The organism is Allorhizobium sp. GW101-3B10 (genome assembly GCF_059424725.1).
The window spans coordinates 334284-355956 of record NZ_JBWKZR010000001.1; the positions used below are offsets into that span (position 1 = coordinate 334284).

The window sequence follows — 21673 nt, forward strand, 5'->3', positions numbered from 1 at the left end:
GTGGCGCCGTCGACTGCGATGATAAAGGGCAAGACTTCGCTGCTTGCCGATCTCCCCCCTTGAGGGGGAGATGCCCGGCAGGGCAGAGGGGGGTGCTACCGCCCGATTTCAATGAATTGACCGGTAAAGCCTGATGATGAGTGTTCAAACCCAAAAGCTAAATGCGACGGTCGCCATCGCCGACACACCCATTCTCGAAATGCGCGGCATTTCGCAGATCTTTCCGGGGGTGAAGGCGCTCGATGGCGTGAACATCGCGCTCTATCCGGGCAAGGTGACGGCCCTGATCGGCGAGAACGGCGCCGGCAAGTCGACGCTAGTCAAGATCCTGACCGGGATCTACCGGCCGAACGAGGGCGAGATCCTGATCGACGGCCGGCAGATCGCCTTTGCCAATGCCCAAGACGCGATCGATGCCGGCGTCACCGCGATCCACCAGGAAACCGTGCTGTTCGACGAACTGACCGTCGGCGAGAACATCTTTCTCGGCCACGCGCCACGCACGCGGTTCGGCCTGATCGACTGGAAGACCATCAACCAGCGCGCCCGCCAATTGCTGGCCGAACTGGAAAGCAGTATCGACCCGACCATCCGGTTGAAGGATCTGTCGATCGCCCAGCGCCATCTGGTCGCGATCGCCCGGGCGCTGTCGGTCGAGGCCCGCATCGTCATCATGGACGAGCCGACGGCGGCCCTGTCGCGCAAGGAGATCGACGACCTGTTCCGCATCGTCGAGGGGCTGAAGCGCCAGGGCAAGGCGATCCTGTTCATCAGCCACAAGTTCGACGAGGTCTATGAAATCGCCGAAAACTACGCCGTGTTTCGCGACGGCAAGATGGTCGGTTCCGGCGCGCTGAAAGCCACGCCGCAGGACGAGATCGTCCGGCTGATGGTCGGCCGCGACGTGCATGACGTCTTCCCCAAGGTGCCGGCCAATATCGGCGGCACGGTGCTTTCGGTCGAGGGCTATTGCCACGACACCGAATTTCGCGACATTTCTTTCGACCTGAAAAAGGGCGAGATCCTCGGCGTCTACGGGCTGATCGGCGCCGGGCGCTCCGAGCTTTGCCAGTCGCTGTTCGGCATCACCGCGCCGGCCTCCGGCCGGCTGTCACTCGAGGGCCGGGAGATATCGATCCGCACCCCCGCCGACGCCATCGCCGCGGGCATCGTCTACGTGCCGGAAGAGCGCGGCCGCCATGGCCTGGCGCTCGAAATGCCGATCTACCAGAACATGTCGCTGCCGTCGCTGGCGCGCACGTCCGCCCGCGGCTTCCTCAAGGTGGTCAACGAACTGTCGCTCGCCCGCAAATATGCCGAGCGGCTCGACCTGCGCGCCGCCGCACTCTCGGTGCCGGTCGGCACGCTGTCGGGCGGCAACCAGCAGAAGGTGGTCATCGGCAAATGGCTCGCCACACAGCCGAAGGTCATCATTCTCGACGAGCCGACCAAGGGCATCGACATCGGCTCCAAGGCCGCCGTGCACGGCTTCATCTCGGAACTCGCGGGCGAGGGGCTGTCGATCATCATGATCTCCTCGGAACTGCCGGAAATCCTCGGCATGTCCGACCGCGTGCTGGTGATGCACGAAGGGCTGATGGCCGGGCTCTACGACCGCGACGGCCTCACCGCCGAGACGCTGGTGCGCGCCGCCACCGGCAACCGCTAAGGACATTCGACATGCAACGGCTTCTCAAGAACCGCGAAATCCTGCTGGCGCTGATCATCGTCGTGATGATTGCCGGCTTCTCGACGCGGGCGTCGAATTTCGCCACGCCGGGCAATCTGGCGACGATCTTCAACGACACCTCGATCCTGATCATCCTGGCGCTCGGCCAGATGACCGTCATCCTGACCAAGTCGATCGATCTTTCGGTCGCCGCCAACCTTGCCTTCACCGGCATGGCGGTTGCCATGCTGGATGCCGCCTATCCCGGCCTGCCGCTGGCGCTGCTGATCGTGATCGCGATCGGCATCGGCGCGGCCCTCGGTGCGATCAACGGCTTTCTCGTCTGGCTCTTGCAGATCCCGCCGATCGTCGTCACGCTCGGCACGCTCACCATCTATCGCGGCATGGCCTTCGTGCTCTCGGGCGGCAGCTGGGTCAACGCGCACCAGATGACGCCGGACTTCCTCGGCCTGCCGCGCATCAGCGTGCTGGGCATGCCGATCCTGTCCTGGGCGGCGATCGCCATCGTCTTCCTCATCTGGTTCGTGCTCACCCGCACGCCGTTCGGCCGCTCGACCTATGCGGCGGGCGGCAATCCGACGGCAGCGGTCTATGCCGGCATCGATGTCGGCCGGGCCCGCTTCCTCGCCTTCGTGCTGTCGGGTGCGCTCGCAGGTCTGTCGGGCTATCTCTGGGTGTCGCGCTATGCGGTGGCCTATGTCGATATCGCCGCCGGCTTCGAACTCGACAGCGTGGCGGCCAATGTCATCGGTGGCGTATCGATCGCCGGCGGAATCGGCTCGGTGATCGGCACCGTGCTCGGCGCGCTGTTCCTCGGCGTGATCAAGAACGCCTTGCCGGTCATCGGCATCTCGCCTTTCGCCCAGATGGCCATTTCCGGCGTCGTCATCGTGCTCGCCGTCGTCTTCAACGCCCGGGCCGAAGCGAAGAAGGGCCGCATCATCCTGCGCGACCGCGCAGCCAAGGACAGCCGGGAGGTGACCGCATGAGCATCGCGACTTCCGAAACCAAGACCACCCGGCGGCAGATCCCCGACCGGCTCGGCACGCCGTTCAAGCGGCTGCTGGCCAGCTGGGAAGTGCTTCTGTTCGGCGTGGCGGTGGTGATCTTCATCGCCAACTCGCTGGCCTCGCCCTATTTCCTCGATGCCTGGAACCTGTCGGACGCCACATTCAACTTCACCGAAAAGGCGATGATCGCCTTTGCCATGGCGCTCCTGATCATCGCCGGCGAGATCGATCTCTCGGTTGCCGCGATCATCGCGCTCGCCTCCACCGCCATGGGCTATGCCGCACAGATGGGCATCGGCGCGCCGGGGCTGGTGGCGATCGGCATCGGCACCGGTCTCGCCTGCGGGGCCTTCAACGGCATTCTGGTGGCCGGGCTGAAACTGCCGTCGATCGTCGTGACCATCGGCACCATGAGCCTGTTTCGCGGCATTTCCTATATCGTGCTCGGCGACCAGGCCTATGGCAAATACCCGGCCGACTTCGCCTTCTTCGGCCAGGGCTACGTCTTCTGGGTGTTCTCCTTCGAATTCGTCCTGTTCCTCGTCATGGCCGGGCTGTTCGCCGTGCTGCTGCACGCCACGAATTTCGGCCGGCAGGTCTATGTGATCGGCAACAATCCGCTGGCCGCGCGCTTCTCCGGCATTCCGGTCGAGCGGGTGAAGTTCATCCTCTTCCTGCTGACCGGCCTGATGAGCGGCATTGCCGCCGTCTGCCTCACCTCCCGGCTCGGCTCGACCCGGCCCTCGATCGCGCAGGGCTGGGAGCTCGAAGTGGTGACCATGGTGGTGCTCGGTGGTGTGTCGATCCTCGGCGGCGCCGGAACGATCGCCGGCGTGGTGATCGCCGCCTTCGTCATGGGCCTCGTCACCTTCGGCCTCGGCCTCCTCAACGTGCCCGGCATCGTCATGTCGATCTTCATCGGGCTGCTCTTGATCGTCACCATCGCGCTGCCGATCATTGGCCGGCGCATCCGCAATGCGAGGACGGCACGATGAGTGAACTCGAAAGACACGCCTTCAAGATGAAACTCCATCCCGGCATGGAGGCGGAATACAAGAAGCGCCATGACGAGATCTGGCCGGACCTGGTGGATCTGCTGCGCGAGGCGGGCGTCAGCGACTACACGATCCATCTCGACCGCGAGACCAACATCCTGTTCGGCGTTCTCACCCGCCCGAAGGACCACACGATGGCGAGCCTGCCGGAGCATCCGGTGATGAAGCGCTGGTGGGCGCATATGGCCGACATCATGGAGAGCAATCCGGACAATTCGCCGGTCGCGATCGATCTCGTCACGGTGTTCCATCTGCCATGACCGCGTCCAAACATGCCCGCGTGGCGGTCATCGACATCGGCAAGACCAATGCCAAGGTCGTCGTGCTCGACGGAACGAGCGGGGCGGAAATCGCGGCGCGCAGGACGCCCAACCGGGTGATCGGTGCTACGCCCTATCCGCACTATGACGTGGAGGCGCTCTGGAGCTTAATCCTTTCCTCGCTTTCTGAGTTCGCCCGCGCGCCGGGCTTCGAGGCAATCTCGATCACCACGCACGGGGCGAGTGCCGCCCTTCTCGACGCTCAGGGGCGGCTGGCACTGCCCGTGCTCGACTATGAGTTCGAATACCCTGAAGCCATTCGCGACGCCTATGACCGGCTGCGCCCGGACTTTGCCGAGACATGCTCGCCCAGGCTTTCCGGCGGTCTCAATCTGGGCGCCCAGCTGCATTTCCAGAAGTCCTTGTACCCGGACTATTTCGGCCGGGTGGCGACCATTCTCACCTATCCGCAATACTGGGCCTTCCGGCTGACCGGGGTTGCCGCCAACGAGGCGACGTCGCTCGGCTGCCACACCGATCTCTGGCTGCCGGGCGAGGGGACCTATTCGACGCTGGTCGACCGGCTCGGCATCCGTTCGCTGATGGCGCCGGTGCGGCCGGCCTTCGATGCGCTCGGACCGCTCCTGCCGGAGATCTGCGAACGCATCGGTCTCAAGGATGCGGTGCCGGTCCATTGCGGCATTCACGATTCCAACGCGTCGCTGCTGCCGCATCTCTTGCGGCGGGAGGCGCCCTTTGCCGTGGTGTCGACCGGAACCTGGGTTGTGTGTTTTGCCGTCGGCGGCAATCTTCAAGGCCTAGATCCGACACGCGATACGCTCGCCAATGTCGATGCCTTCGGCCGTGCCGTGCCCTCGGCACGCTTCATGGGCGGCCGCGAATACGAGATGCTGACGGAGACGCTCGTGCCAGCAAGCGAGGCAGAGCTGGACGCGGCGCTGGCGGCCGTCGTGTCGCGTTCAATCATGGTATTCCCCAATGTCGCGGCTGGCTCCGGACCCTATCCGGGGCGCCGGATGGAATGGCAGGGCGTGGCGGAGACGGATGCCGAGCGTCGGGTCGTCGCCTCGCTCTATGCGGCGATGATGACGGCCACCTGCCTCGATCTGATCGGCAATCGCGGTCCGATCGTGGTCGAGGGGCCTTTTGCCGCAAACGAAATCTATCTGCGCGCGCTCGCCACGGCCGGCGGCCGCACGGTGGTGGTCCTGTCCGGCGCGGCGCCGACGGGCACGGCGCAAGGGGCGGGGCTTCTGACCGGCATTGCGCTTCAGCCCGGCGAGGAGCGCTCGATCGCCGCCGATCCGGCACTTGCCGGCTATTGTCGGCAGTGGCGCCAGACCGTCGACGCCGCCTGACGAGCGGAGCTGATCCGAAGATGATGCCCGACGCAGAAAAGCCCGGGACGGGGTCCCGGGCCTTCGGATAGGGGGCGGAAGGTCTTAGTGGCGGCCGAGCCAGGTGTCGATTTCGCGTTCGGCTTCTTCTTCGGTCTTGCCGTAGGCTTCCCGGATCTTGCCGGCGAGCTGCTTGCGGTTACCGGCGATCACGTCCATGTCGTCACCGGTGAGCTTGCCCCACTGAACCTGGGCCTTGCCCTTGAACTGCTCCCAATTGCCTTCGATCTGATTCCAGTTCATGTCGATCTCCTTCTCGGTTGATAACGGTAGAGGCCGTTGTCCTCGGGGCATCAACGCGACGGGCGCGGTTTGGTTCCGCCCCAAGGGCCGACAGGCCACAACTTGTCCCGCGCATGGGCGATGGATGAATGGGTGCGGCACCGTGCGCCGGCCGGTGTTGTGCACGCGTCTTGCGCGCTATCGGCGTAAGGCCTACAAAAATGAGGAACCGATCGGCGGTTGAGACGTTTTCAGCACGAAGCAGATCACAAGGAGATTTCTGATGGCCACTGTATCCATGGCGGACAAGGCGAAGGCAAAGGCAGACAGCCTGATCGACGAAGCGGAAATCGCAACCAGCGCCAGCGCGGGCGACGTGCAGGCCGAACTTGAGAAGCTGCGTCGCGACATTGCCGCGCTGACGCAGACGATAGCCTCCTTCGGCACCGGCAAGCTCAAGGAAGCCAGCAACCGGGCCAGCCAGCTCGGTGCGGAAGCAGCGGACGCTTCCGCCCAATACGTGGAAAGCGCACGCAGCAGTCTTGTCTCGGCTGAACAGGATCTCGAAGCGCATATCCGGAACAAGCCGCTTCAGGCGATCGCCATCGCAGCCGGCGTCGGCTTCCTGGCGGCCCTGCTGACGCGGCGCTGATCGATGCGCGGATTGATCGAGCAGATCGCCGTCCTGGCATTGGGAAACGTTACGACGACCGTCGTCGAGGTCAGGCGCAAGACCATCGGCGGGCTGATCGCGACGGTCTTCCTGCTGACCGCCTATGTGGCATTGGTGATGGCGCTGGCCTTCTATGTCGCGGCGAACGGAGGCCCCGTGGCGGCAGCCCTGGTGGTTGCGGCCGCGGCCATGGCGGGAGCGCTGGTCGTGCTGGCCGTCGTCGCCGTGCTCAACCGGCAGACCGAGCGGCGAATGCTGGAGCAGCAGGCGGCCATGGCGGCCCGCGGACCTGATCCGGTCACCGCCCGGCTGGTTGCCGAGCTGCCGGACATGATGCGGGAAAGCCCTATTGTCACGACGCTCATGGTGAGCAGCCTGGTCTATGTGCTGGCCCGCAGCCGCGGGTTCGGGCGGCGTCCCCGGGATCGCACCTGATGCCGTTCAGCCAAATCCGGCGGGCCTAGGGGGCGGAGCTTGAGCGCGGAAGAGACGGGACCACGGGTGCGGACCCGGTTCAGTCTTTTTCGCCGCGCTCCGCCTTGTCGAGCCGTTCGAGGAGGTCGAGAAACGCCGGAGGCGTGCCTTCCTGGATGATGCTGTCGTAATATCCACGGAGCTTCTGGGCGATCATCGCATTGGCATCCTGCTTTCCCGATGCCGCGGCGTCGGACCGTTTGCCCGGTTCGGATTTCTTATCCGGCATTGTCATGAAGCCCCGTTTGTCCCCTGATCGAAATTGAGATTAGTCTATTAAGCGGGGCAACGGAAAAAAGTTCCTTATCGGGGGAACATTTTTTTGGAAGGCGCGTTTCCAGCCCAGTCCGCACCCATACTGTATTCAATTGGAGAAACCGCATGTCTCTTACTGCCCGCGTTGCCGCTCACCTGCCATACCTTCGGCGATACGCACGAGCCGTCACCGGCTCACAGACTTCCGGAGACGCCTATGTCGCAGCGGCGCTCGAAGCGTTGATCGCCGACATCTCGATCTTTCCCAAGGGCGCCAACGATCGCGTTTCTCTCTACAAGTTGTTCGTCACGCTCTTCGATTCCACCCATGTGGAAATTCCCGAGATCTCCTCGCCCTTCGCGTGGGAAAAGCGCGCCGCAGCCAATCTTGCGAGCGTCCCGACGCGTGCGCGCCATGCCTTTCTGCTGATTACGGTCGAAGGCTTCTCGCCGGCCGAGGCGGCCGAGATCCTCGGTGTCGACGAGGCGAAATTCAACGCCTTGTTCAACGAGGCATCCTCCGAGATTTCGCGCCAGGTGGCGACAGACATCATGATCATCGAGGACGAACCGCTGATCGCGCTCGATATCGAGCAGATGGTCGAGGACCTCGGCCATCGCGTCACCGGCATCGCCCGCACCCATGCCGAAGCCGTCGAGCTCTACAAGCGGACCAGCCCCAAGATGGTGCTCGCCGACATCCAGCTCGCCGACGGCAGCTCGGGCATCGACGCGGTCAACGACATCCTGAAAGTCGACACCGTGCCAGTCATCTTCATTACGGCTTTCCCGGAACGCCTGCTGACCGGCGAGCGTCCCGAGCCGGCCTTCCTCGTGACCAAGCCCTTCAACCCCGACATGGTCAAGGCGCTCATCAGCCAGGCCCTGTTCTTCAACGAGCGGGTGGCCGAAGGCGCCTGAGCGAGAATCGAAAGGACCGGGGACGGGAGCGCTCCGCACGTCGGGGGCATGGAGGCCCCAAAAGGCCGAGAACGGATAGCCGAGCAGTGGCGGAGTGAGAAGTTGGTACATCGGTTGACATGGTTTGAACCTGAGCGCGGCGACGACAAGCTGCGCGAGTTCTTCATAACCGCCCTGATCGACATGAGTGCCAGCCTGATCCTGCAGGACAGCGGTGGCCAGTATATCTGCATCACCACGCTGCCGGCCCGCTGGTCGCTGAAGCCGGGGCAGCGCCCGAGCGACGAGGGGATCTTCGGGCCAGAGATCGGTGCCCGCCTCAAGGAACTGAAGGCCGGGCTGACCAAGCCCGGCGATCGCGCCGAGCTGGAGATTGAAGCCGGGGACGACACCTTCTTCGAATTCCGGTGTCGCTTCGTCGAGATGAGCAGCCAAGAGGTCAATATGCTGACCGTGGTGATGGATCGGACCGAGGATCGCCGGCGGGAACGGTTGCTAAGGGCGCTCTTGCGCGAGGTCAGCCATCGCTCGAAGAACCTGCTTGCCATCATCCAGAGCATCGCGTCGCAAACCGCCCGCCATTCCGGTACGCTCGAGTCCTTCCTCGGCAAGTTCCGCGGCCGGCTGCACGCCCTGTCTCAATCGCAGGACCTCATCACCGATTCCAGCTGGCGCGGCGCCTATTTCCGCGACCTGCTGAAGCAGCAGGTGGATCGCTATGTGCAGGAGAACGGCGATCTGGTGAAGGTTTCGGGCGAAGACGTGCTTTTGACCCCGAATTCCTCGCTGCATATCGGCCTGGCGCTGCACGAACTGATCGTCAATGCGGTGAGCCACGGAGACTTCCTGGCGCGCCGGCGGGCGATCGAGGTCAACTGCGAACGGATCGAGGCCGGCACGGGACCGCAGATTCGCGTGACCTGGATCGAGCCGGTCGGACCGCTCGACGACGCGGCGATTGCGGTGGCGAAGACGGCCCGGTTCGGCAGCACCGTTCTCGAACGGGTCGTTCCGTCCTCGGTCAACGGGCACGCGCACCATCGCGTGGAACGTGACCAGGTGCGCTACGATCTCACGTTCCCGCAGGAGATCTACGAATAGCCCTAATCCTGGTGGAACGTTTCGTGGTCTGATGACCTATCCGGTCGGCCCGGCGCGCGTCAGGCTTCCATTCCGGTCTATGCCGCCATCCCTTGCTGCCGCGCCTTCTTTCGTCACGGGAACCTTGAATGCGTATCTTCCACTGCTCCAATTGCGCCAATGTCGTCCATTTCGACAACAACGGCTGTGTCAGTTGCGGCATGCGGCTGGCCTATCGCCCAAGCGGCTTCGACATGGTCGCCATGGAGCCGGACGGCAGTGCCTTTCGAGACCCGGCCGAGCCGCAGAGCCTGCTCATACCATGTGCCAATGCCGGGATGGGCGCCTGCAACTGGCTGGTCGAGGACGGCCATGCTTCGGGCTTCTGCATGGCGTGCCGGCACAATCTGACCATCCCCAATCTCTCGACCCAGCAGAATGTCGAAAACTGGCAGCGGATCGAGCTGGCGAAACGCTACGTGATCTATTCGATCATGCGCTTCGGCCTGCCGCTGGTGAGCCGCGCCGACGATTCGGCGAACGGGTTGGGTTTTGCGTTCCTGGCCGACGAAAACGAAACCGGGTCTCCGGTGCTGACCGGCCATGCCAACGGCCTGATCACGCTCAACATCGTCGAGGCGTCGGATGCGGAACGCGAAGCGCGACGCGTATCGCTCGGCGAGCCGTTCCGCACGCTGATCGGCCATTTCCGCCATGAGGTCGGGCACTACTACTGGGACCGGCTGGTGCGCGACCGGGGCGACCAGGCAGCGTTTCGCGCCCTGTTCGGTGACGAGCGCGAGGATTATGGCGCAGCGCTGCAGCAGCACTATGCGCGGGGGCCCGAGCAGGGCTGGGAACAATCCTATGTCAGCGCCTATGCGGCGAGCCACCCCTGGGAGGACTTTGCGGAAACCTGGGCGCATTATTTCCACATCGTCGATGCGCTGGACACGGCCGACGCCTTCGGCCTCAGGACCCATCCGGAAACCGAGGCGCCGGAACTCTCGCTGACCACGACCTTCGACAGCTATCGCGCCATCGATGCGCGCGTGCTGCTCGATGCCTGGGTGCCGCTCACCATCGCCATCAACAGCATCAACCGCAGCATGGGCCAGCGGGATCTCTATCCCTTCGTCCTGTCGGCGCCGGTGCTGGGCAAGCTGCAGTACATCCACGACATCATCCACGCAGCCCCCGCCGGCTGATCGCCGGGAAACCGGCGAAAACAAGGCCGCTCGACGTTCTCCAGGGAACTTACATCGGTCAGCGACGTTAACCTCCTAACAAGGAGAACGTCGATGAACACGCTTGCTGCACTCATGGTACTCGTGGCATGCCATCCCCAGCAGACCAGCTGTCTCGAAGAGCCGGTTGTTGTCATCTCCTACGCTTCCGGTACCGAGTGTCGCACCGCGCTGCCGAGCGAGATGGACAAGGCGCGTCGGATGGCCACGTTGATCTACGGTGATTGCGTGCCTGTGAACGCCGAGCTTTTGGCCGGCCGTCAGATCCGCCGCACCATCGATCCGGTGAAGCTCGCGGCGCTTGCGGTCCCTTCCCAGGGAACCGTCGAAGCCAAGGCATTCTCCGCAGCCAGCGTCAGGCCCGGCCCCGGGCCGTTCGACAGCTATGATGGAGGCAAGTAATGTCCGACGATATGACCGAGAGGGACCGCCGCATCGACCTGCAGACGCGCGAGATCGCGCAGGAGGCCAAGCTCGATACCGATCTCGAATCCATGGTGCCGCCCCGCTGGCGTGGTTCGACGGTGTTGGTTGTCTCGGTGATCCTGCTGGCCTTCGCCATCATGATCGCTTCGATTCTCTTCTAGCCATCGCTTTCGCATCGTTGTTCGACCCGATCCGCCGAACCCGGCGGATTTTTCGCGTTTCCCGTTCCTGATCGGCCCCCGAGAGGAAAGATCGCGTCGGCGGCTCCGGTCAAACGGAAAGAGCCGGGCAGGGCCCCAGCCCCTAACCAATATGTGGAGGCTAAACATGGCCTCCACATATTCTTTGGCTAGCCAAATAGTCCGCTCCGGACCTGTTCGATGAAGGCTCCCAGTACAGTCTCATCGTGCAGTTGTTCCACGATCCTGGGACGTCCGCCGCTAACGGAACTAGCCATGCCCGGCCGCGACCAGCCATCAAGTTCGTCTAGGTTCTCGATGCCCATAATGATCGCGAACGGTCCAACGATGCCTTCCTCTGCAAGAAAATCTCCAATAGAGCAAAGATACGCGCTCAATTTTTGCCCGAAAGCTTCGACATTCGGCCTTCCCAACCGCAAATCTAACGGATGATCAACGTGACCCAGGACGCGCCAATCGGTGCCAAGAAATAGCCGCTCGTGGATGGATGCCGCCTCGAAGCCCTCGCTGCAGCCCTTAAGGGAAGGGAGTAGCCCACCGTCGAATGAGTAGAAACCTCGCCGGCCTCCCATTTTGCGTGGGTTGTATGGATGGCGGTCACGGTCGTAGTGCTGGCGGGGCAAGATGCCGAACTTGAGGCGAGGAGGGTAATCAGTCGCCTGTTGAACTCCGGAGGACCATACTGACGGTACGCTCAACCGAGAGCTGGAAACCATATCCTGAAGACCAAGATCGCGATCAAACTCTGTATAGATCTTCGCAAGGTCAGATTCCATTCTCTCGTTTTCGGCGAACAGCTCTTGAATTTCCCCAACGGATAGAACCCGGTTCCGCGCGCCTGATCGTGTGTAGAACGCGCCTGACATGCCATTTTGATAAGGCTTCTTCCAGTGATCTGGAATCTGGACGTCGACAATGAATCCATCGTCAACGTCTATTGGCACAACCTCGATTTTCGTCGGGGCTGGCTTGATGTTGTCATGGATCACCATCTGGATGCGGTTGCACAGCTTCTCGCGGTCTCCGCTGAGAGGCTGATAGCTTTGCCACACTCCGTCTACTTCAACCACGCCGATGACGATGTGGCCGTGGCCTCCATTGAGAAACGCCACAACGTCGTCAAGAAACCGCTCCTTCCCGGACTTGCTCCCGTTCGGGTGTTTCTTGTCGAGATCTATTTCTCTCTTGAAGTCGTAATTCCTACTCTCCGAGATCTTCTTGCTTTCAATCAACTCTCTTGTCGGCACCAATGGCTTGGTCATGAAGCGTTCCTCTTTCGCTCATCCATGTTTTCATGGTTTGTTCCGTTGAGCAAGATGGTTGAATGTGGCCAAACACCTGAGTTGAATCACTCGAAATAAATGATCTCTTCGAACCTCACTGGCCCCTTTGCGAGGCCGATCCGCATCGCGGGCGTCATCTTGTCATCGCCCTTGGCGATGTAGTTGAAATAGGTTCGATAGATAGTGAGGCACTTCTCGACCATCTCCGGCGAATAGAAGCCATACAGGTACCATTTCCGGGAAGCACGCCGCGGGTACTGCGGCGCGCGCTCGAGGCCAGCGATGCTACGCCGGACCTGCATGAAGAAGCGGTCTACCTGGTGCAATGAGGTATCGTGGAATAGGCGTGCAATCTCCATGGCAGGGCGACTGCCGTCATCCGTCAGGAAGCGCACCTTCTTGCCTGGCTCCGACTTCTTGATGAACGGGTAAGGGATCTCTCTGGATCGTAGCTCCTCGCCTCGGCGGCGCCCCTTGAAGTAAGGCAGAACGCTGTTGTCGACGAAGTAGGCCAGCCAGGCCTGCAGCGGATGTAGATCTGGAAACTGCTCTTCAGCCTTCATCTTGAGCTTGGCCGCATCTGCGACTGCGGCATTCTTCTGATCGATCGTCGCACCCTTGTCGCAGGTTAGGATCGCAGCATCGAGCTGGCCGTTCAGGAACTTGTCCTTCCACGCGGCAAGGCACGCATTGGCTAAACCCGGATCGGCATCCAGGGAGAAATGAACGTGTCCAGACCTGCGCCCGATCAGGGCGTTCAGATACAGGAAATGGCCGAACATCAGGTAGTCGATGTGCACCATAGCCCTCTGGTTGGGAAGCTGGCGATCCCCCGTCATGTCCTCGGCTGCGTCTTGATCCTCGCGGACAGGTGCGAAAGTCCCAGGTTCCATCTGCAGCGCGGTGGCGTAGTCCTCGTAGTTCCAGAGGCGTGCGTACTCACGCATGGCAGGCTTCAGATCGAGATCACCGCATGCCTCTACGGCGCTCTGGATCTCGTTCGTATTGAACCGCGGATCGAGTTGGGGATGGCATGCAAGCACGTATCCGGTGTCGAGGCAACTCGATGCCAGTGCTCGGAACTGGATGGTCTTCCTGAGCTTCTTGGTGGGCCAATTGACCATGTAGTCCTGCATGTCGGTGGAGATCCGCATGCTTTGGAATTCCAGTTCTGGAAAACGTCGTTCCCGATCAGCCAGGAACTTCGTGCACTGGGCATGCAGGAAATCGATCTTGTCGTAGACAGTCTTCGGCGCGAGGCCCGTGATCTGCGCGATCTTGGAAATGCAGACTTTCCCTACGAGCATTTGAAAGACAGACTTGTTCTCGTGGGATGTCTTCTGTCGCTGGTGCGGTTTCCCGGATGAGAATGTCTTCGAACAGCATTTGCACTTGTATCGCTTGTCGCCCCTGGCGGTCCTGCCGTGCGGAGAATAAGATTCAGGGTGCGAATCAACGGGTTTGAAGTAGTTCGCGCAGGTCACGGTCGGGCAGTGAAGGCCACCTGGCGTCGCCAGTAGCTCAAGATGCCTGTCGAGTTCTTCGCTGACGGCGCGGTTGCTTTTGACGGCGCTGTGGGTACCGCAGGGGATGCAATACAGGGAATCGCCCGTGACGCGGTACATGGAACTGTCGTTGCCACGTCGTTTCCCGCGTTGGTCCTCGACCTCTGCTGGCTCACCGAAGTTGGAGCAGAGCGGATTTTTGCAGAAGTTGACGTTCACTCCGTTGAAGGAGTGGGGAAGACGTAACTTTTGACTTCCTTCAGATTTTTTAAGCAAGATAAAACCCCTCAGAGCGTTGTTCTCTAAGGGGTTTCCGAGGGACTTCAACTAAAAGTCCACATTTTGGTTAAGGGCTGGGGGCAGGGCCGGCTCTTTCGATTTCGTCATGGGTGCTGGTTCGGCTCAGGCGCGGCGGCGGAAGAGCTGCGATACCAGCGAGATGAGGAAGAGCACGATGAACACCAGGAACAGGATCTTGGCGATGCCTGCGGATGCACCGGCGATACCGCCGAAACCGAGCACACCGGCGATCAGGGCGACGACGAGGAAGACGAGTGCGTAGTAAAGCATGACGGTTCTCCTGATTTCGATGGCAGGGAAACGAAGCACGGGATGAATTGTTCCATGGCGAAAGTTCGAGAATGGCGCAACCGGATTTCCCCCTCGAAAAGCTTTGGAAAAATAACCGTTCTCTTACGGAACCTTCGGTCGGGACGACCGTTGTCAGGCGATGAGACACACAACCCCGTTGGAAAAGCATGACCAATTCCCCAAACGATCCATCAGCCAAGGAAAGACAGATCATGGCTGATTCACAGCCCGGCATTGCTACGCAGTTGCGCCAGCTCTACCAGTCGGTGCAGGATGAAGCGATCCCCGACCGGTTCCTCAGCCTGCTCGAGAAACTCGATCAGGCTGAGCAGCAGGCCGATCAGGCTCTTCGCATCAAGGATTCAGCGCAATGACTGAAGATGCCACGTCCATCGAACGCTCGTTCAAGCGGGATCTGCTCGCAGCCTTGCCGAATCTGCGTGCGTTTGCCGTGTCGCTCACGGGCCGCCATCACGTCGCCGACGACCTGGTGCAGGACACCATCATGAAGGCGTGGGCCAAGCAGGATCATTTCGAGCCGGGCACCAACATGAAGGCCTGGCTGTTCACCATTCTGCGCAACGAGTTCTATTCGCAGATGCGCAAGCGCGGCCGAGAAGTGTCCGACAGCGACGGCTTCTTCACGGCGCAGTTGTCGACCCATCCGCAGCAGTATGGTTCCCTCGACCTCCAGGACTTCAAGAAGGCGCTGGACCAACTGCCCAGCGACCAGCGCGAGGCGATCATTCTCGTCGGCGCATCCGGTTTCGCCTATGAGGAAGCCGCCGAAATCTGCGGCTGCGCGGTCGGTACCATCAAGAGCCGTATCAACCGTGCGCGCAACAAGCTGCAGGAAATTCTCGGCGTTAGCGGCGAAGGCGATTACGGTCCGGATGCCCACAGTTCCGCCGTCACCAAACGCGCCTTCGCCGTCTGAGGTTCAGGCCGACGCGCGCGTCGCCATCTTCACGGCGCGGATGAGTTCGTCTGCGAAGATGGGCTTTGCCACCACGGGGAAAGCCTGGATACCGGATGCTTCCGTGCCGACGTCGTCATAGGACGACAGGATGACGACAGCCGCGCCGCTTTCCTTCACCCGCCGCGCCCGCTCGAGATTGACGGAGGGGATCGGGGCACTGTCGAGAAGGACGGCGTCGAATTGATCGTCGCCGAGCTGCTGCTCGAGGCGGGCAAGCGGCACGATGGTAACGGTGCAGTCCAGGGCGTCGACGAGAATCTGTTCGACCTCCATCGCGATCAGGTATTGGTTCTCCGCAACGAGAACGCGCAGCGACGGGTTGGGCATGGCTGTTCCTTTTTTGCCAAAGTGCCTTATCGGTCGTTTGGCGAAGGAGGTCATTTAAATAAGACATGCCCGACCGGGCAGTGGCCGGTATTCCTCCGGCGCTGAAACAAGGGAACAGTGCATGGCAATCGACTCTCGCAAGAACCCGGTCCGTGTCAGCTGCTTCGAATGTCCCTTGCGCCAGAAGAAACACTTCCGCCCGTTCAGCGGCGAAGAACTGGACTTCGTGTCGCATTTCAAGCGCGGTGACCTCAACGCCGATGCGGGCGCGACCGTGATCGTCGAGGGCTCCCACAGTGCTCATCTTTATACACTACTGGAAGGTTGGGGCTTCCGCTACAAGATCCTCGAAGACGGCCGCCGGCAGATCCTGAACTATGTCGTGCCTGGCGACATGGTCGGGCTGCAGGGGGCGGTGATGGCCGAGATGCAGCATTCCGTCGAGGCGCTGACGCCCGTGACGCTGTGCGTCTTCGAGCGAAGCCGCCTGTTCAACCTGTTCGAGAAGCATGCGGGGCTCGCCTTCGACCTGACCTGGCTGGCCGCGCGCGAGGAGAGCATTCTCGACGAGCACCTGCTCAGCGTCGGAAGGCGCACGGCGACCGAACGTGCGGCCTATCTGCTGGCCTTCCTGTTCGAGCGCGGGCGAAACGCGGGCCTGCTCGACGAGGACCGTCGGCACGTACCGGTCACCCAGATGCATGTCGCCGATACGCTCGGCCTTTCGATCGTCCATACCAACAAGACGCTGCGCAAGCTGGCCGAGCGCGGCCTGATACAGTGGCTCGACCGGGGCTGCGAGGTCCTCGACCCTCAGGGGTTGCAGGCCGTGGCGAACTGGAATCCCGGCACGCCACGACTGCGACCCCTCATCTGAGGTCTTCGCGGGGTCCGCGGCGGCGCAAAAAAAACGCCGGTGGTGAAGCCGGCGGTTGCTTCTGTCGTCCGGTGCTCCGGTCAGGCGACCACGAGCACGCCGGCGAACAATGCGATGATGAAGATCACCAGCACGATGAAGATCAGGATTTTCGCAATCCCGGCCGAGGCGCCGGCAACACCGCGAAAGCCGAGAAGGCTGGCGACGGCGGCAATCGCCAGGAAGATCAGAATCCATTGCAGCATGATGCTCTCCATTCTTTTTTGACCGCTGGATGAACCGTCGAAAGGCGAATTTGTTCCATTCGGGCCGCAGGCTTAGGGAGCGCCAATCGCCGCAGAAGACAGTCGATGTGAATTATTCGTTGACGGAGCCGTATCATCCGCGCGAAACCCTCACATGAGGGGGAAAGTGGGCTGGACAGCGTTGTCGCATTCTGCTCGTTTTCACGCCGAAATTGTTCGACTTTGGCCTAATGCGAGATGGGAGACAGGTTTGAAGATCGGTTCGCCACGGGAGTTGTTTGCGGGGGAGGCACGCGTCGCGATGACCCCCGACAGCGCGCTTCAGCTGAAAAAGCTGGGCTATGACTGCATCATCGAAAGCGGAGCCGGCAAGGCTGCCGGGTTTTCCGACGACGCCTACCGCGTCGCCGGCGTCGAGGTGGTCGAGGGTGCCGAGGCGCTCTATGCCAGCGCCGACGTGATCGCCAAGGTGCGTCCGCCGGAGACGGTGGAAGTGGAGCGTCTGTCTTCGGGCAAGACGCTGATTTCCTTCTTCTACCCGGCCCAGAACAAGGAGCTTCTGGAACGCGCCAGGGAGAAGGGCGCCAACGTCATCGCCATGGACATGGTGCCGCGTATTTCCCGCGCCCAGAAGATGGACGCGCTCTCCTCTATGGCCAATATCGCCGGCTATCGCGCGGTGATCGAGGCCGGCAATAATTTCGGCCGCTTCTTCACCGGCCAGGTGACGGCGGCGGGCAAGGTTCCGCCGGCCAAGGTGCTGGTCATCGGCGCCGGCGTCGCCGGTCTTGCCGCGATCGGCACGGCGACCTCGCTCGGTGCCATCACCTACGCCTTCGACGTGCGTCCGGAAGTGGCCGAGCAGATCGAATCGATGGGCGCCCAGTTCGTCTATCTCGAGTTCGAAGCGACTCAGGACGGGGCGGCGACCGGCGGCTATGCAGCGCCTTCCTCGCCGGAATTCCGCGAGAAGCAGCTGGCCAAGTTCCGCGAACTCGCGCCCGAGATCGACATCGTCATCACCACGGCGCTGATCCCCGGCCGCGACGCGCCGAAGCTCTGGCTTGCCGACATGGTGGCTTCGATGAAACCCGGCTCGGTGGTCATCGACCTTGCCGCCGAACGCGGCGGCAATTGCGACCTGACGGTGCCGGACCAGAAGATCGTCTCGGAGAACGGCGTGACGATCGTCGGCTATACCGACTTCCCGAGCCGCATGGCGGCCCAGGCCTCGACGCTTTACTCGACCAATATCCGCCACATGATGACGGACCTCACCCCGGCCAAGGACGGCATGATCGTCCATAACATGGAAGACGACGTCATCCGCGGCGCGACCGTTGCCAAGGACGGCGAGATTACCTATCCGCCGCCGCCGCCGAAGATCCAGGCGATTGCCGCGGCCAAGCCGAAGGAAAAGGTCAAGGAACTGACGCCGGAGGAAAAGCGGGCCAAGGAGGTCGCCGCCTTCAAGGTCCAGACCCGCAACCAGGTCGGCCTGCTGGTGATCGGCGGCCTGCTGATGGCGCTGGTCGGCGCCTATGCGCCGTCCGAGTTCATGGCGCATCTGATCGTCTTCGTGCTCGCCTGCTTCATCGGCTTCTCGGTGATCTGGAATGTCAGCCACTCGCTGCACACGCCGCTGATGGCGGTGACGAACGCCATTTCCGGCATCGTCATCATCGGCGCGCTGCTGCAGGTCGGGTCGGGCAACTGGCTCATCGTCATCCTGGCCGCGCTTTCGGTGCTGATCGCCACGATCAACATCGTCGGCGGCTTCCTCGTCACCCGGCGCATGCTCGCCATGTTCCAGAAGTCTTGAGGGGGATAGGGTCATGACGATCGGTATCGTTTCCGCCGCCTATATCGCTGCGGCCGTTCTATTCATCCTCTCGCTCGGCGGGCTTTCCGGCCAGGAAAGCGCCAAGCGCGCCGTCTGGTACGGCATTGTCGGCATGGGGCTCGCCGTTGCTGCCACCGTCTTCGGACCGGATGTCGGCAACTGGTTCGTCATCCTGGTGATGATCGCCGGTGGCTCCGTGCTCGGCTATTACGTCGCCTCGCGCGTGCAGATGACCGAGATGCCGCAGCTGGTCGCGGCGCTCCACTCCTTCGTCGGCCTTGCCGCCGTGTTCATCGGCTACAATGCCGAGCTCGAACTCGGCCGGGTCGCCGCCATGGACGAGACGGCGCGGCATGCGCTGACCGGCTTTGCCGCCGTTCTGGCGCACAAGCTGGCCGACCCGAGCGGTGCTCTGGTCGCCATCCTCAAGGTCGAGGTCTTCCTCGGCGTGTTCATCGGTGCGGTCACCTTCACCGGCTCCGTCGTCGCCTTCGGCAAGCTGGCCGGCAAGGTCGACGGCAAGGCGAAGAAGCTGCCGGGCGGGCACATGCTCAATGCCGGCGCAGCGATCGCCTCGCTGATCCTGCTGGTGATGTATTTCAACGGCGCGGGCATCTGGGCCGTCATCCTGATGACGCTGCTCGCCTTCTTCATCGGCTATCACCTGATCATGGGCATCGGCGGCGCCGACATGCCGGTGGTCGTGTCCATGCTGAACAGCTATTCCGGCTGGGCTGCAGCGGCGATCGGCTTCACGCTCGGCAACGATCTTCTGATCGTCACCGGCGCGCTGGTCGGCTCCTCGGGTGCGATCCTGTCCTACATCATGTGCAAGGCGATGAACCGCTCCTTCATCTCGGTCATCCTCGGCGGCTTCGGCGGCACGAGCGGCCCTCAGATGGAGATCGCCGGCGAACAGGTGGCCATCGACGCCGAAGGCGTGGCCAACGCGCTCAACGAAGCCGACAGCGTCATCATCGTGCCGGGCTACGGTATGGCGGTCGCCCAGGCGCAGCAGGCGGTATCCGAACTCACCCGCAAGCTGCGCGCCAGCGGCAAGGACGTGCGCTTCGCCATCCATCCGGTGGCGGGCCGTCTTCCGGGCCACATGAACGTGCTTCTGGCCGAAGCCAAGGTGCCTTACGACATCGTCATGGAGATGGACGAGATCAACGACGACTTCCCCAACACGGACGTCGTCATCGTCATCGGCTCCAACGACATCGTCAATCCGGCGGCGGAGGAAGACCCGAACTCGCCGATCGCCGGCATGCCCGTTTTGCAGGTGTGGAAGGCCAAGCAGGTCTTCGTCTCCAAGCGCGGCCAGGGCACCGGCTATTCCGGCATCGAGAACCCGCTGTTCTACAAGGAGAACACCCGGATGTTCTACGGCGACGCCAAGAAGTCGGTCAGCGAACTTCTGCCGATGATCAAGTAAGGTCGCACGCAAGTGTGAATGACGGAGGCCGGGCGGACACGCCCGGCTTTTTTGTTTGGCGCACGCCCAAGGCCGGCCGTAAACGATCTCCCCCCTTGCGGAGGAGATGCCCGGCAGGGCAGAGGGGGCGACCTGCGCTGCGGGGCGGTGGATACACGCCCTCGTGCGCTTGCTTGGCGGATACCCCCCTCTGTCGGCTTTCGCCGACATCTCCCCCTCGAGGGGGGAGATCGATTCCGGCCGGCCTTGCGTTCCGCCGCCGAAGGATCAGAGGCGGGGTGTCACCGCATAGCCGGCGCGCAGGACGGCAACGAGCGTGGGCGGTGTCAGGACGGTCACATCCGCGCGGTCCGGCAAGGCGAGTGGCGCGCCATAGCCTTGGTGGCTCCACGGATAGGCCTTGCCCTGCCAGAGCAGGAGCGGCGTCTGCGGTGCGGGGTCCGTTGTGAAGAAGCTGCCGTCCGGCAGGTCGGCGACGGGGGTCCGGTCGAGGTGTTTGGTCTTGCCGTCGAGGCGTTCCCGGTGGAGGAGGGCGTCGATCTCGCGGGCGGGGACGAACTGGTCGTCGGGGCGGCCGGTGGCGCGATTGAAGTGCCGCTTGAAGCGGAGGAAATCGGCACGGCGGCATTCGGCGCAGGGGCGGTGGCCGGCGGCGAATGCCACGGCCTCGTCGAGGAAGAACAGCGGCGTGTAGTGGCCCTTGGTGTCAAAGACGACGCGGCGGCCGTTGCGCTCGGCGAGCGTGCAGCAGATCCACGCCTTGCCGACATGGTGCCGGCGGATCGTGCCGTCCGGTCCGTGCAGGTCGCCGCGATTGCCCATCAGCGTTCCGCGCGCCGGCGTAGCTTCGAGATCGCCGAAGGGCGTCACCCGGTTGGGGCGGGGAGGGCGAGTGGATGCCTGGGCGGTGTCGGGCATGGGATTGAGCCGCTGGATGGGGACGTCACCGGCATCCTAGCACGGCACAGACAGAGTGATCAGGCCGCCGTCGTCCCGGCTTCGGATTGCAGCCGGCGCAGCAGGTCGCGCGTCGCGATCACCAGGGTCTCGACGCCCTCATTGGTGTCGCCGTCGCGATACAGCGAGAAGTTCTGCAGGATCAGGCCGTCGATGCCGATCAGCATGAAGCGGGCGACCGCACTGCCGATGCGCGACTTCTCCTCGGTCATCTCCCCCATGCCGTCGAAGATCATCTTGCTGTAGAAGTCGATATAGGCGCCGTACTGGCGTGCGGCCAGCCAGTCGGCCCCTTGAGTCCTCAGCGCATAGAGCGTGAGTTCGGTCTGGGCGAGCTGCTTGTTGCGGGTGCGCTGGACATAGCGCCAGCTGGCGCGGATGAGCCCCTCGACGCGATCCAGCGGATCGGCCGGCATGGGCATGTCCTGCCGGTAGGCCGTATCCATGTCGGCGATCAGGTCGTCCAGCACGGCCAGCAGCAGGCTTTCCTTGCTGTCGAAATAATAGTGCAGCGTCGCCAGTTTCACGCCGGCGCTGGCGGCGATCTTGCGCGTCGTCAGCGCCTCCATGCCGCCGTTCTCCAGCGCCTCCAGCGCACCGCGAATGATGCGGGCGCGGGTCTCGATCCCCTTGCGGGTGGCGCCCGGCGTCTTGCCGGGCGGTGAAATCGATGGGCTGCGTTCTTCGTCCATGGTGT

26 protein-coding genes are annotated in these 21673 nt (G+C 62.6%); 17 read left to right on the forward strand and 9 right to left on the reverse strand.

Annotated elements, in window-relative coordinates:
• Nucleotides 1-133: 133 nt before the first annotated feature.
• Genes AC07Y0_RS01560 through AC07Y0_RS01580 form a run of 5 tightly spaced genes read left to right on the forward strand, consistent with a single transcriptional unit; the run spans nt 134 to nt 5394 of the window.
• Nucleotides 134-1669 carry a sugar ABC transporter ATP-binding protein gene (locus tag AC07Y0_RS01560; RefSeq protein WP_498673871.1) on the forward strand — a complete coding sequence of 512 codons (1536 nt, stop codon included), beginning with the start codon at nt 134-136 and terminating at the stop codon, nt 1667-1669.
• An 11-nt stretch (nt 1670-1680) separates the two neighbouring features.
• The gene (locus AC07Y0_RS01565; protein ID WP_498673872.1) at nt 1681-2679 is read left to right on the forward strand and encodes an ABC transporter permease; all 999 of its coding nucleotides are present in this window, start codon (nt 1681-1683) and stop codon (nt 2677-2679) included.
• Nucleotides 2676-3695 (forward strand): ABC transporter permease, encoded by a 1020-nt coding sequence (locus tag AC07Y0_RS01570; RefSeq protein ID WP_498673874.1) that lies wholly within the window; start codon nt 2676-2678, stop codon nt 3693-3695. The genes AC07Y0_RS01565 and AC07Y0_RS01570 overlap by 4 nt, the downstream gene beginning before the upstream one ends.
• Nucleotides 3692-4015 carry an L-rhamnose mutarotase gene (gene rhaM, locus AC07Y0_RS01575; RefSeq protein ID WP_498673876.1) on the forward strand — a complete coding sequence of 108 codons (324 nt, stop codon included), beginning with the start codon at nt 3692-3694 and terminating at the stop codon, nt 4013-4015. The genes AC07Y0_RS01570 and rhaM overlap by 4 nt, the downstream gene beginning before the upstream one ends.
• Nucleotides 4012-5394, forward strand: coding sequence for an FGGY-family carbohydrate kinase (locus tag AC07Y0_RS01580; protein WP_498673878.1), 1383 nt, complete (start codon nt 4012-4014; stop codon nt 5392-5394). Before rhaM ends, AC07Y0_RS01580 begins: the two co-directional genes overlap by 4 nt.
• An 84-nt stretch (nt 5395-5478) precedes the next feature.
• Here AC07Y0_RS01580 and AC07Y0_RS01585 read toward each other — a convergent pair whose 3' ends face one another.
• Complete coding sequence (locus AC07Y0_RS01585) at nt 5479-5676, reverse strand: CsbD family protein (RefSeq protein WP_498673879.1); 198 nt, start codon at nt 5674-5676, stop codon at nt 5479-5481.
• A gap of 262 nt (nt 5677-5938) precedes the next feature.
• Between AC07Y0_RS01585 and AC07Y0_RS01590 the strand changes: the two genes are divergently transcribed.
• Nucleotides 5939-6307, forward strand: a complete 369-nt coding sequence (locus AC07Y0_RS01590) for an ElaB/YgaM/YqjD family protein (protein ID WP_498673881.1) — start codon at nt 5939-5941, stop codon at nt 6305-6307.
• Nucleotides 6308-6310: 3 nt separating this feature from the next.
• The gene (locus tag AC07Y0_RS01595; protein ID WP_498673882.1) at nt 6311-6763 is read left to right on the forward strand and encodes a hypothetical protein; all 453 of its coding nucleotides are present in this window, start codon (nt 6311-6313) and stop codon (nt 6761-6763) included.
• A gap of 79 nt (nt 6764-6842) precedes the next feature.
• Here the strand turns inward: AC07Y0_RS01595 and AC07Y0_RS01600 are convergent, their stop codons facing one another.
• Nucleotides 6843-7037, reverse strand: coding sequence for a NepR family anti-sigma factor (locus tag AC07Y0_RS01600; RefSeq protein WP_498673884.1), 195 nt, complete (start codon nt 7035-7037; stop codon nt 6843-6845).
• A gap of 146 nt (nt 7038-7183) precedes the next feature.
• Here AC07Y0_RS01600 and AC07Y0_RS01605 point away from each other — a divergent pair, with 146 nt between their 5' ends.
• The 5 genes from AC07Y0_RS01605 to AC07Y0_RS01625 all read left to right on the forward strand — a co-directional run bounded on the left by AC07Y0_RS01605 (nt 7184) and on the right by AC07Y0_RS01625 (nt 10892).
• Nucleotides 7184-7978, forward strand: a complete 795-nt coding sequence (locus tag AC07Y0_RS01605) for a response regulator (RefSeq protein WP_498673886.1) — start codon at nt 7184-7186, stop codon at nt 7976-7978.
• 114 nt (nt 7979-8092) lie between these two features.
• Nucleotides 8093-9079 (forward strand): HWE histidine kinase domain-containing protein, encoded by a 987-nt coding sequence (locus AC07Y0_RS01610; protein WP_498673888.1) that lies wholly within the window; start codon nt 8093-8095, stop codon nt 9077-9079.
• A 128-nt stretch (nt 9080-9207) separates the two neighbouring features.
• A complete protein-coding gene (locus tag AC07Y0_RS01615; RefSeq protein WP_498673890.1) occupies nt 9208-10266 on the forward strand; it encodes a zinc-binding metallopeptidase family protein in 1059 nt (352 codons plus the stop codon).
• 93 nt (nt 10267-10359) lie between these two features.
• A complete protein-coding gene (locus AC07Y0_RS01620) occupies nt 10360-10707 on the forward strand; it encodes a hypothetical protein (protein ID WP_498673892.1) in 348 nt (115 codons plus the stop codon).
• Complete coding sequence (locus tag AC07Y0_RS01625) at nt 10707-10892, forward strand: hypothetical protein (RefSeq protein ID WP_498673894.1); 186 nt, start codon at nt 10707-10709, stop codon at nt 10890-10892. The genes AC07Y0_RS01620 and AC07Y0_RS01625 overlap by 1 nt, the downstream gene beginning before the upstream one ends.
• A gap of 188 nt (nt 10893-11080) precedes the next feature.
• Here the strand turns inward: AC07Y0_RS01625 and AC07Y0_RS01630 are convergent, their stop codons facing one another.
• The 3 genes from AC07Y0_RS01630 to AC07Y0_RS01640 form a co-directional block, all read right to left on the reverse strand.
• Nucleotides 11081-12193, reverse strand: coding sequence for an ATP-binding protein (locus AC07Y0_RS01630; protein ID WP_498673895.1), 1113 nt, complete (start codon nt 12191-12193; stop codon nt 11081-11083).
• Nucleotides 12194-12279: 86 nt separating this feature from the next.
• Nucleotides 12280-13995: a transposase gene (locus AC07Y0_RS01635; protein ID WP_498673898.1), complete on the reverse strand. Its 1716-nt coding sequence runs from the start codon at nt 13993-13995 to the stop codon at nt 12280-12282.
• A 126-nt stretch (nt 13996-14121) separates the two neighbouring features.
• Nucleotides 14122-14289, reverse strand: a complete 168-nt coding sequence (locus tag AC07Y0_RS01640) for a DUF1328 domain-containing protein (protein WP_028738513.1) — start codon at nt 14287-14289, stop codon at nt 14122-14124.
• Nucleotides 14290-14522: 233 nt separating this feature from the next.
• Here AC07Y0_RS01640 and AC07Y0_RS01645 point away from each other — a divergent pair, with 233 nt between their 5' ends.
• Nucleotides 14523-14684 (forward strand): NepR family anti-sigma factor, encoded by a 162-nt coding sequence (locus tag AC07Y0_RS01645; RefSeq protein WP_498673902.1) that lies wholly within the window; start codon nt 14523-14525, stop codon nt 14682-14684.
• Complete coding sequence (locus tag AC07Y0_RS01650) at nt 14681-15247, forward strand: RNA polymerase sigma factor (protein ID WP_498673905.1); 567 nt, start codon at nt 14681-14683, stop codon at nt 15245-15247. The genes AC07Y0_RS01645 and AC07Y0_RS01650 overlap by 4 nt, the downstream gene beginning before the upstream one ends.
• Nucleotides 15248-15250: 3 nt before the next feature.
• On the opposite strand, the gene AC07Y0_RS01655 is transcribed toward AC07Y0_RS01650, so the two are convergent.
• Nucleotides 15251-15616 carry a response regulator gene (locus tag AC07Y0_RS01655; protein WP_498673907.1) on the reverse strand — a complete coding sequence of 122 codons (366 nt, stop codon included), beginning with the start codon at nt 15614-15616 and terminating at the stop codon, nt 15251-15253.
• A 121-nt stretch (nt 15617-15737) separates the two neighbouring features.
• On the opposite strand from AC07Y0_RS01655, the gene AC07Y0_RS01660 reads away from it, so the two are divergent.
• Nucleotides 15738-16493, forward strand: a complete 756-nt coding sequence (locus tag AC07Y0_RS01660) for a Crp/Fnr family transcriptional regulator (protein WP_498673909.1) — start codon at nt 15738-15740, stop codon at nt 16491-16493.
• Between the two features lie 80 nt (nt 16494-16573).
• On the opposite strand, the gene AC07Y0_RS01665 is transcribed toward AC07Y0_RS01660, so the two are convergent.
• On the reverse strand, nt 16574-16738 hold the full coding sequence (locus AC07Y0_RS01665; RefSeq protein ID WP_454747087.1) for a DUF1328 domain-containing protein: 165 nt from the start codon (nt 16736-16738) through the stop codon (nt 16574-16576).
• Nucleotides 16739-16988: 250 nt separating this feature from the next.
• Here AC07Y0_RS01665 and AC07Y0_RS01670 point away from each other — a divergent pair, with 250 nt between their 5' ends.
• Both AC07Y0_RS01670 and AC07Y0_RS01675 read left to right on the forward strand, forming a co-directional pair.
• Nucleotides 16989-18560, forward strand: coding sequence for a Re/Si-specific NAD(P)(+) transhydrogenase subunit alpha (locus tag AC07Y0_RS01670; protein ID WP_498673912.1), 1572 nt, complete (start codon nt 16989-16991; stop codon nt 18558-18560).
• A 13-nt stretch (nt 18561-18573) separates the two neighbouring features.
• Nucleotides 18574-20019, forward strand: a complete 1446-nt coding sequence (locus AC07Y0_RS01675) for an NAD(P)(+) transhydrogenase (Re/Si-specific) subunit beta (RefSeq protein WP_498673914.1) — start codon at nt 18574-18576, stop codon at nt 20017-20019.
• 267 nt (nt 20020-20286) lie between these two features.
• Here the strand turns inward: AC07Y0_RS01675 and AC07Y0_RS01680 are convergent, their stop codons facing one another.
• Both AC07Y0_RS01680 and AC07Y0_RS01685 read right to left on the reverse strand, forming a co-directional pair.
• Nucleotides 20287-20937 carry a hypothetical protein gene (locus tag AC07Y0_RS01680; RefSeq protein WP_498673916.1) on the reverse strand — a complete coding sequence of 217 codons (651 nt, stop codon included), beginning with the start codon at nt 20935-20937 and terminating at the stop codon, nt 20287-20289.
• A 59-nt stretch (nt 20938-20996) separates the two neighbouring features.
• Nucleotides 20997-21668, reverse strand: coding sequence for a TetR/AcrR family transcriptional regulator (locus AC07Y0_RS01685; protein WP_498673918.1), 672 nt, complete (start codon nt 21666-21668; stop codon nt 20997-20999).
• Between the last annotated feature and the right edge of the window lie 5 nt (nt 21669-21673).

Bases quoted from the DNA above. Each gene is read 5' to 3' on its own strand.
- AC07Y0_RS01560 (WP_498673871.1), top strand. From the start codon at position 134: ATGATGAGTGTTCAAACCCAAAAGCTAAATGCGACGGTCGCCATCGCC.
- AC07Y0_RS01565 (WP_498673872.1), top strand. From the start codon at position 1,681: ATGCAACGGCTTCTCAAGAACCGCGAAATCCTGCTGGCGCTGATCATC.
- AC07Y0_RS01570 (WP_498673874.1), top strand. From the start codon at position 2,676: ATGAGCATCGCGACTTCCGAAACCAAGACCACCCGGCGGCAGATCCCC.
- rhaM (WP_498673876.1), top strand. From the start codon at position 3,692: ATGAGTGAACTCGAAAGACACGCCTTCAAGATGAAACTCCATCCCGGC.
- AC07Y0_RS01580 (WP_498673878.1), top strand. From the start codon at position 4,012: ATGACCGCGTCCAAACATGCCCGCGTGGCGGTCATCGACATCGGCAAG.
- AC07Y0_RS01585 (WP_498673879.1), bottom strand. From the start codon at position 5,676: ATGAACTGGAATCAGATCGAAGGCAATTGGGAGCAGTTCAAGGGCAAG.
- AC07Y0_RS01590 (WP_498673881.1), top strand. From the start codon at position 5,939: ATGGCCACTGTATCCATGGCGGACAAGGCGAAGGCAAAGGCAGACAGC.
- AC07Y0_RS01595 (WP_498673882.1), top strand. From the start codon at position 6,311: ATGCGCGGATTGATCGAGCAGATCGCCGTCCTGGCATTGGGAAACGTT.
- AC07Y0_RS01600 (WP_498673884.1), bottom strand. From the start codon at position 7,037: ATGACAATGCCGGATAAGAAATCCGAACCGGGCAAACGGTCCGACGCC.
- AC07Y0_RS01605 (WP_498673886.1), top strand. From the start codon at position 7,184: ATGTCTCTTACTGCCCGCGTTGCCGCTCACCTGCCATACCTTCGGCGA.
- AC07Y0_RS01615 (WP_498673890.1), top strand. From the start codon at position 9,208: ATGCGTATCTTCCACTGCTCCAATTGCGCCAATGTCGTCCATTTCGAC.
- AC07Y0_RS01620 (WP_498673892.1), top strand. From the start codon at position 10,360: ATGAACACGCTTGCTGCACTCATGGTACTCGTGGCATGCCATCCCCAG.
- AC07Y0_RS01625 (WP_498673894.1), top strand. From the start codon at position 10,707: ATGTCCGACGATATGACCGAGAGGGACCGCCGCATCGACCTGCAGACG.
- AC07Y0_RS01630 (WP_498673895.1), bottom strand. From the start codon at position 12,193: ATGACCAAGCCATTGGTGCCGACAAGAGAGTTGATTGAAAGCAAGAAG.
- AC07Y0_RS01640 (WP_028738513.1), bottom strand. From the start codon at position 14,289: ATGCTTTACTACGCACTCGTCTTCCTCGTCGTCGCCCTGATCGCCGGT.
- AC07Y0_RS01645 (WP_498673902.1), top strand. From the start codon at position 14,523: ATGGCTGATTCACAGCCCGGCATTGCTACGCAGTTGCGCCAGCTCTAC.
- AC07Y0_RS01650 (WP_498673905.1), top strand. From the start codon at position 14,681: ATGACTGAAGATGCCACGTCCATCGAACGCTCGTTCAAGCGGGATCTG.
- AC07Y0_RS01655 (WP_498673907.1), bottom strand. From the start codon at position 15,616: ATGCCCAACCCGTCGCTGCGCGTTCTCGTTGCGGAGAACCAATACCTG.
- AC07Y0_RS01660 (WP_498673909.1), top strand. From the start codon at position 15,738: ATGGCAATCGACTCTCGCAAGAACCCGGTCCGTGTCAGCTGCTTCGAA.
- AC07Y0_RS01665 (WP_454747087.1), bottom strand. From the start codon at position 16,738: ATGCTGCAATGGATTCTGATCTTCCTGGCGATTGCCGCCGTCGCCAGC.
- AC07Y0_RS01675 (WP_498673914.1), top strand. From the start codon at position 18,574: ATGACGATCGGTATCGTTTCCGCCGCCTATATCGCTGCGGCCGTTCTA.
- AC07Y0_RS01680 (WP_498673916.1), bottom strand. From the start codon at position 20,937: ATGCCCGACACCGCCCAGGCATCCACTCGCCCTCCCCGCCCCAACCGG.
- AC07Y0_RS01685 (WP_498673918.1), bottom strand. From the start codon at position 21,668: ATGGACGAAGAACGCAGCCCATCGATTTCACCGCCCGGCAAGACGCCG.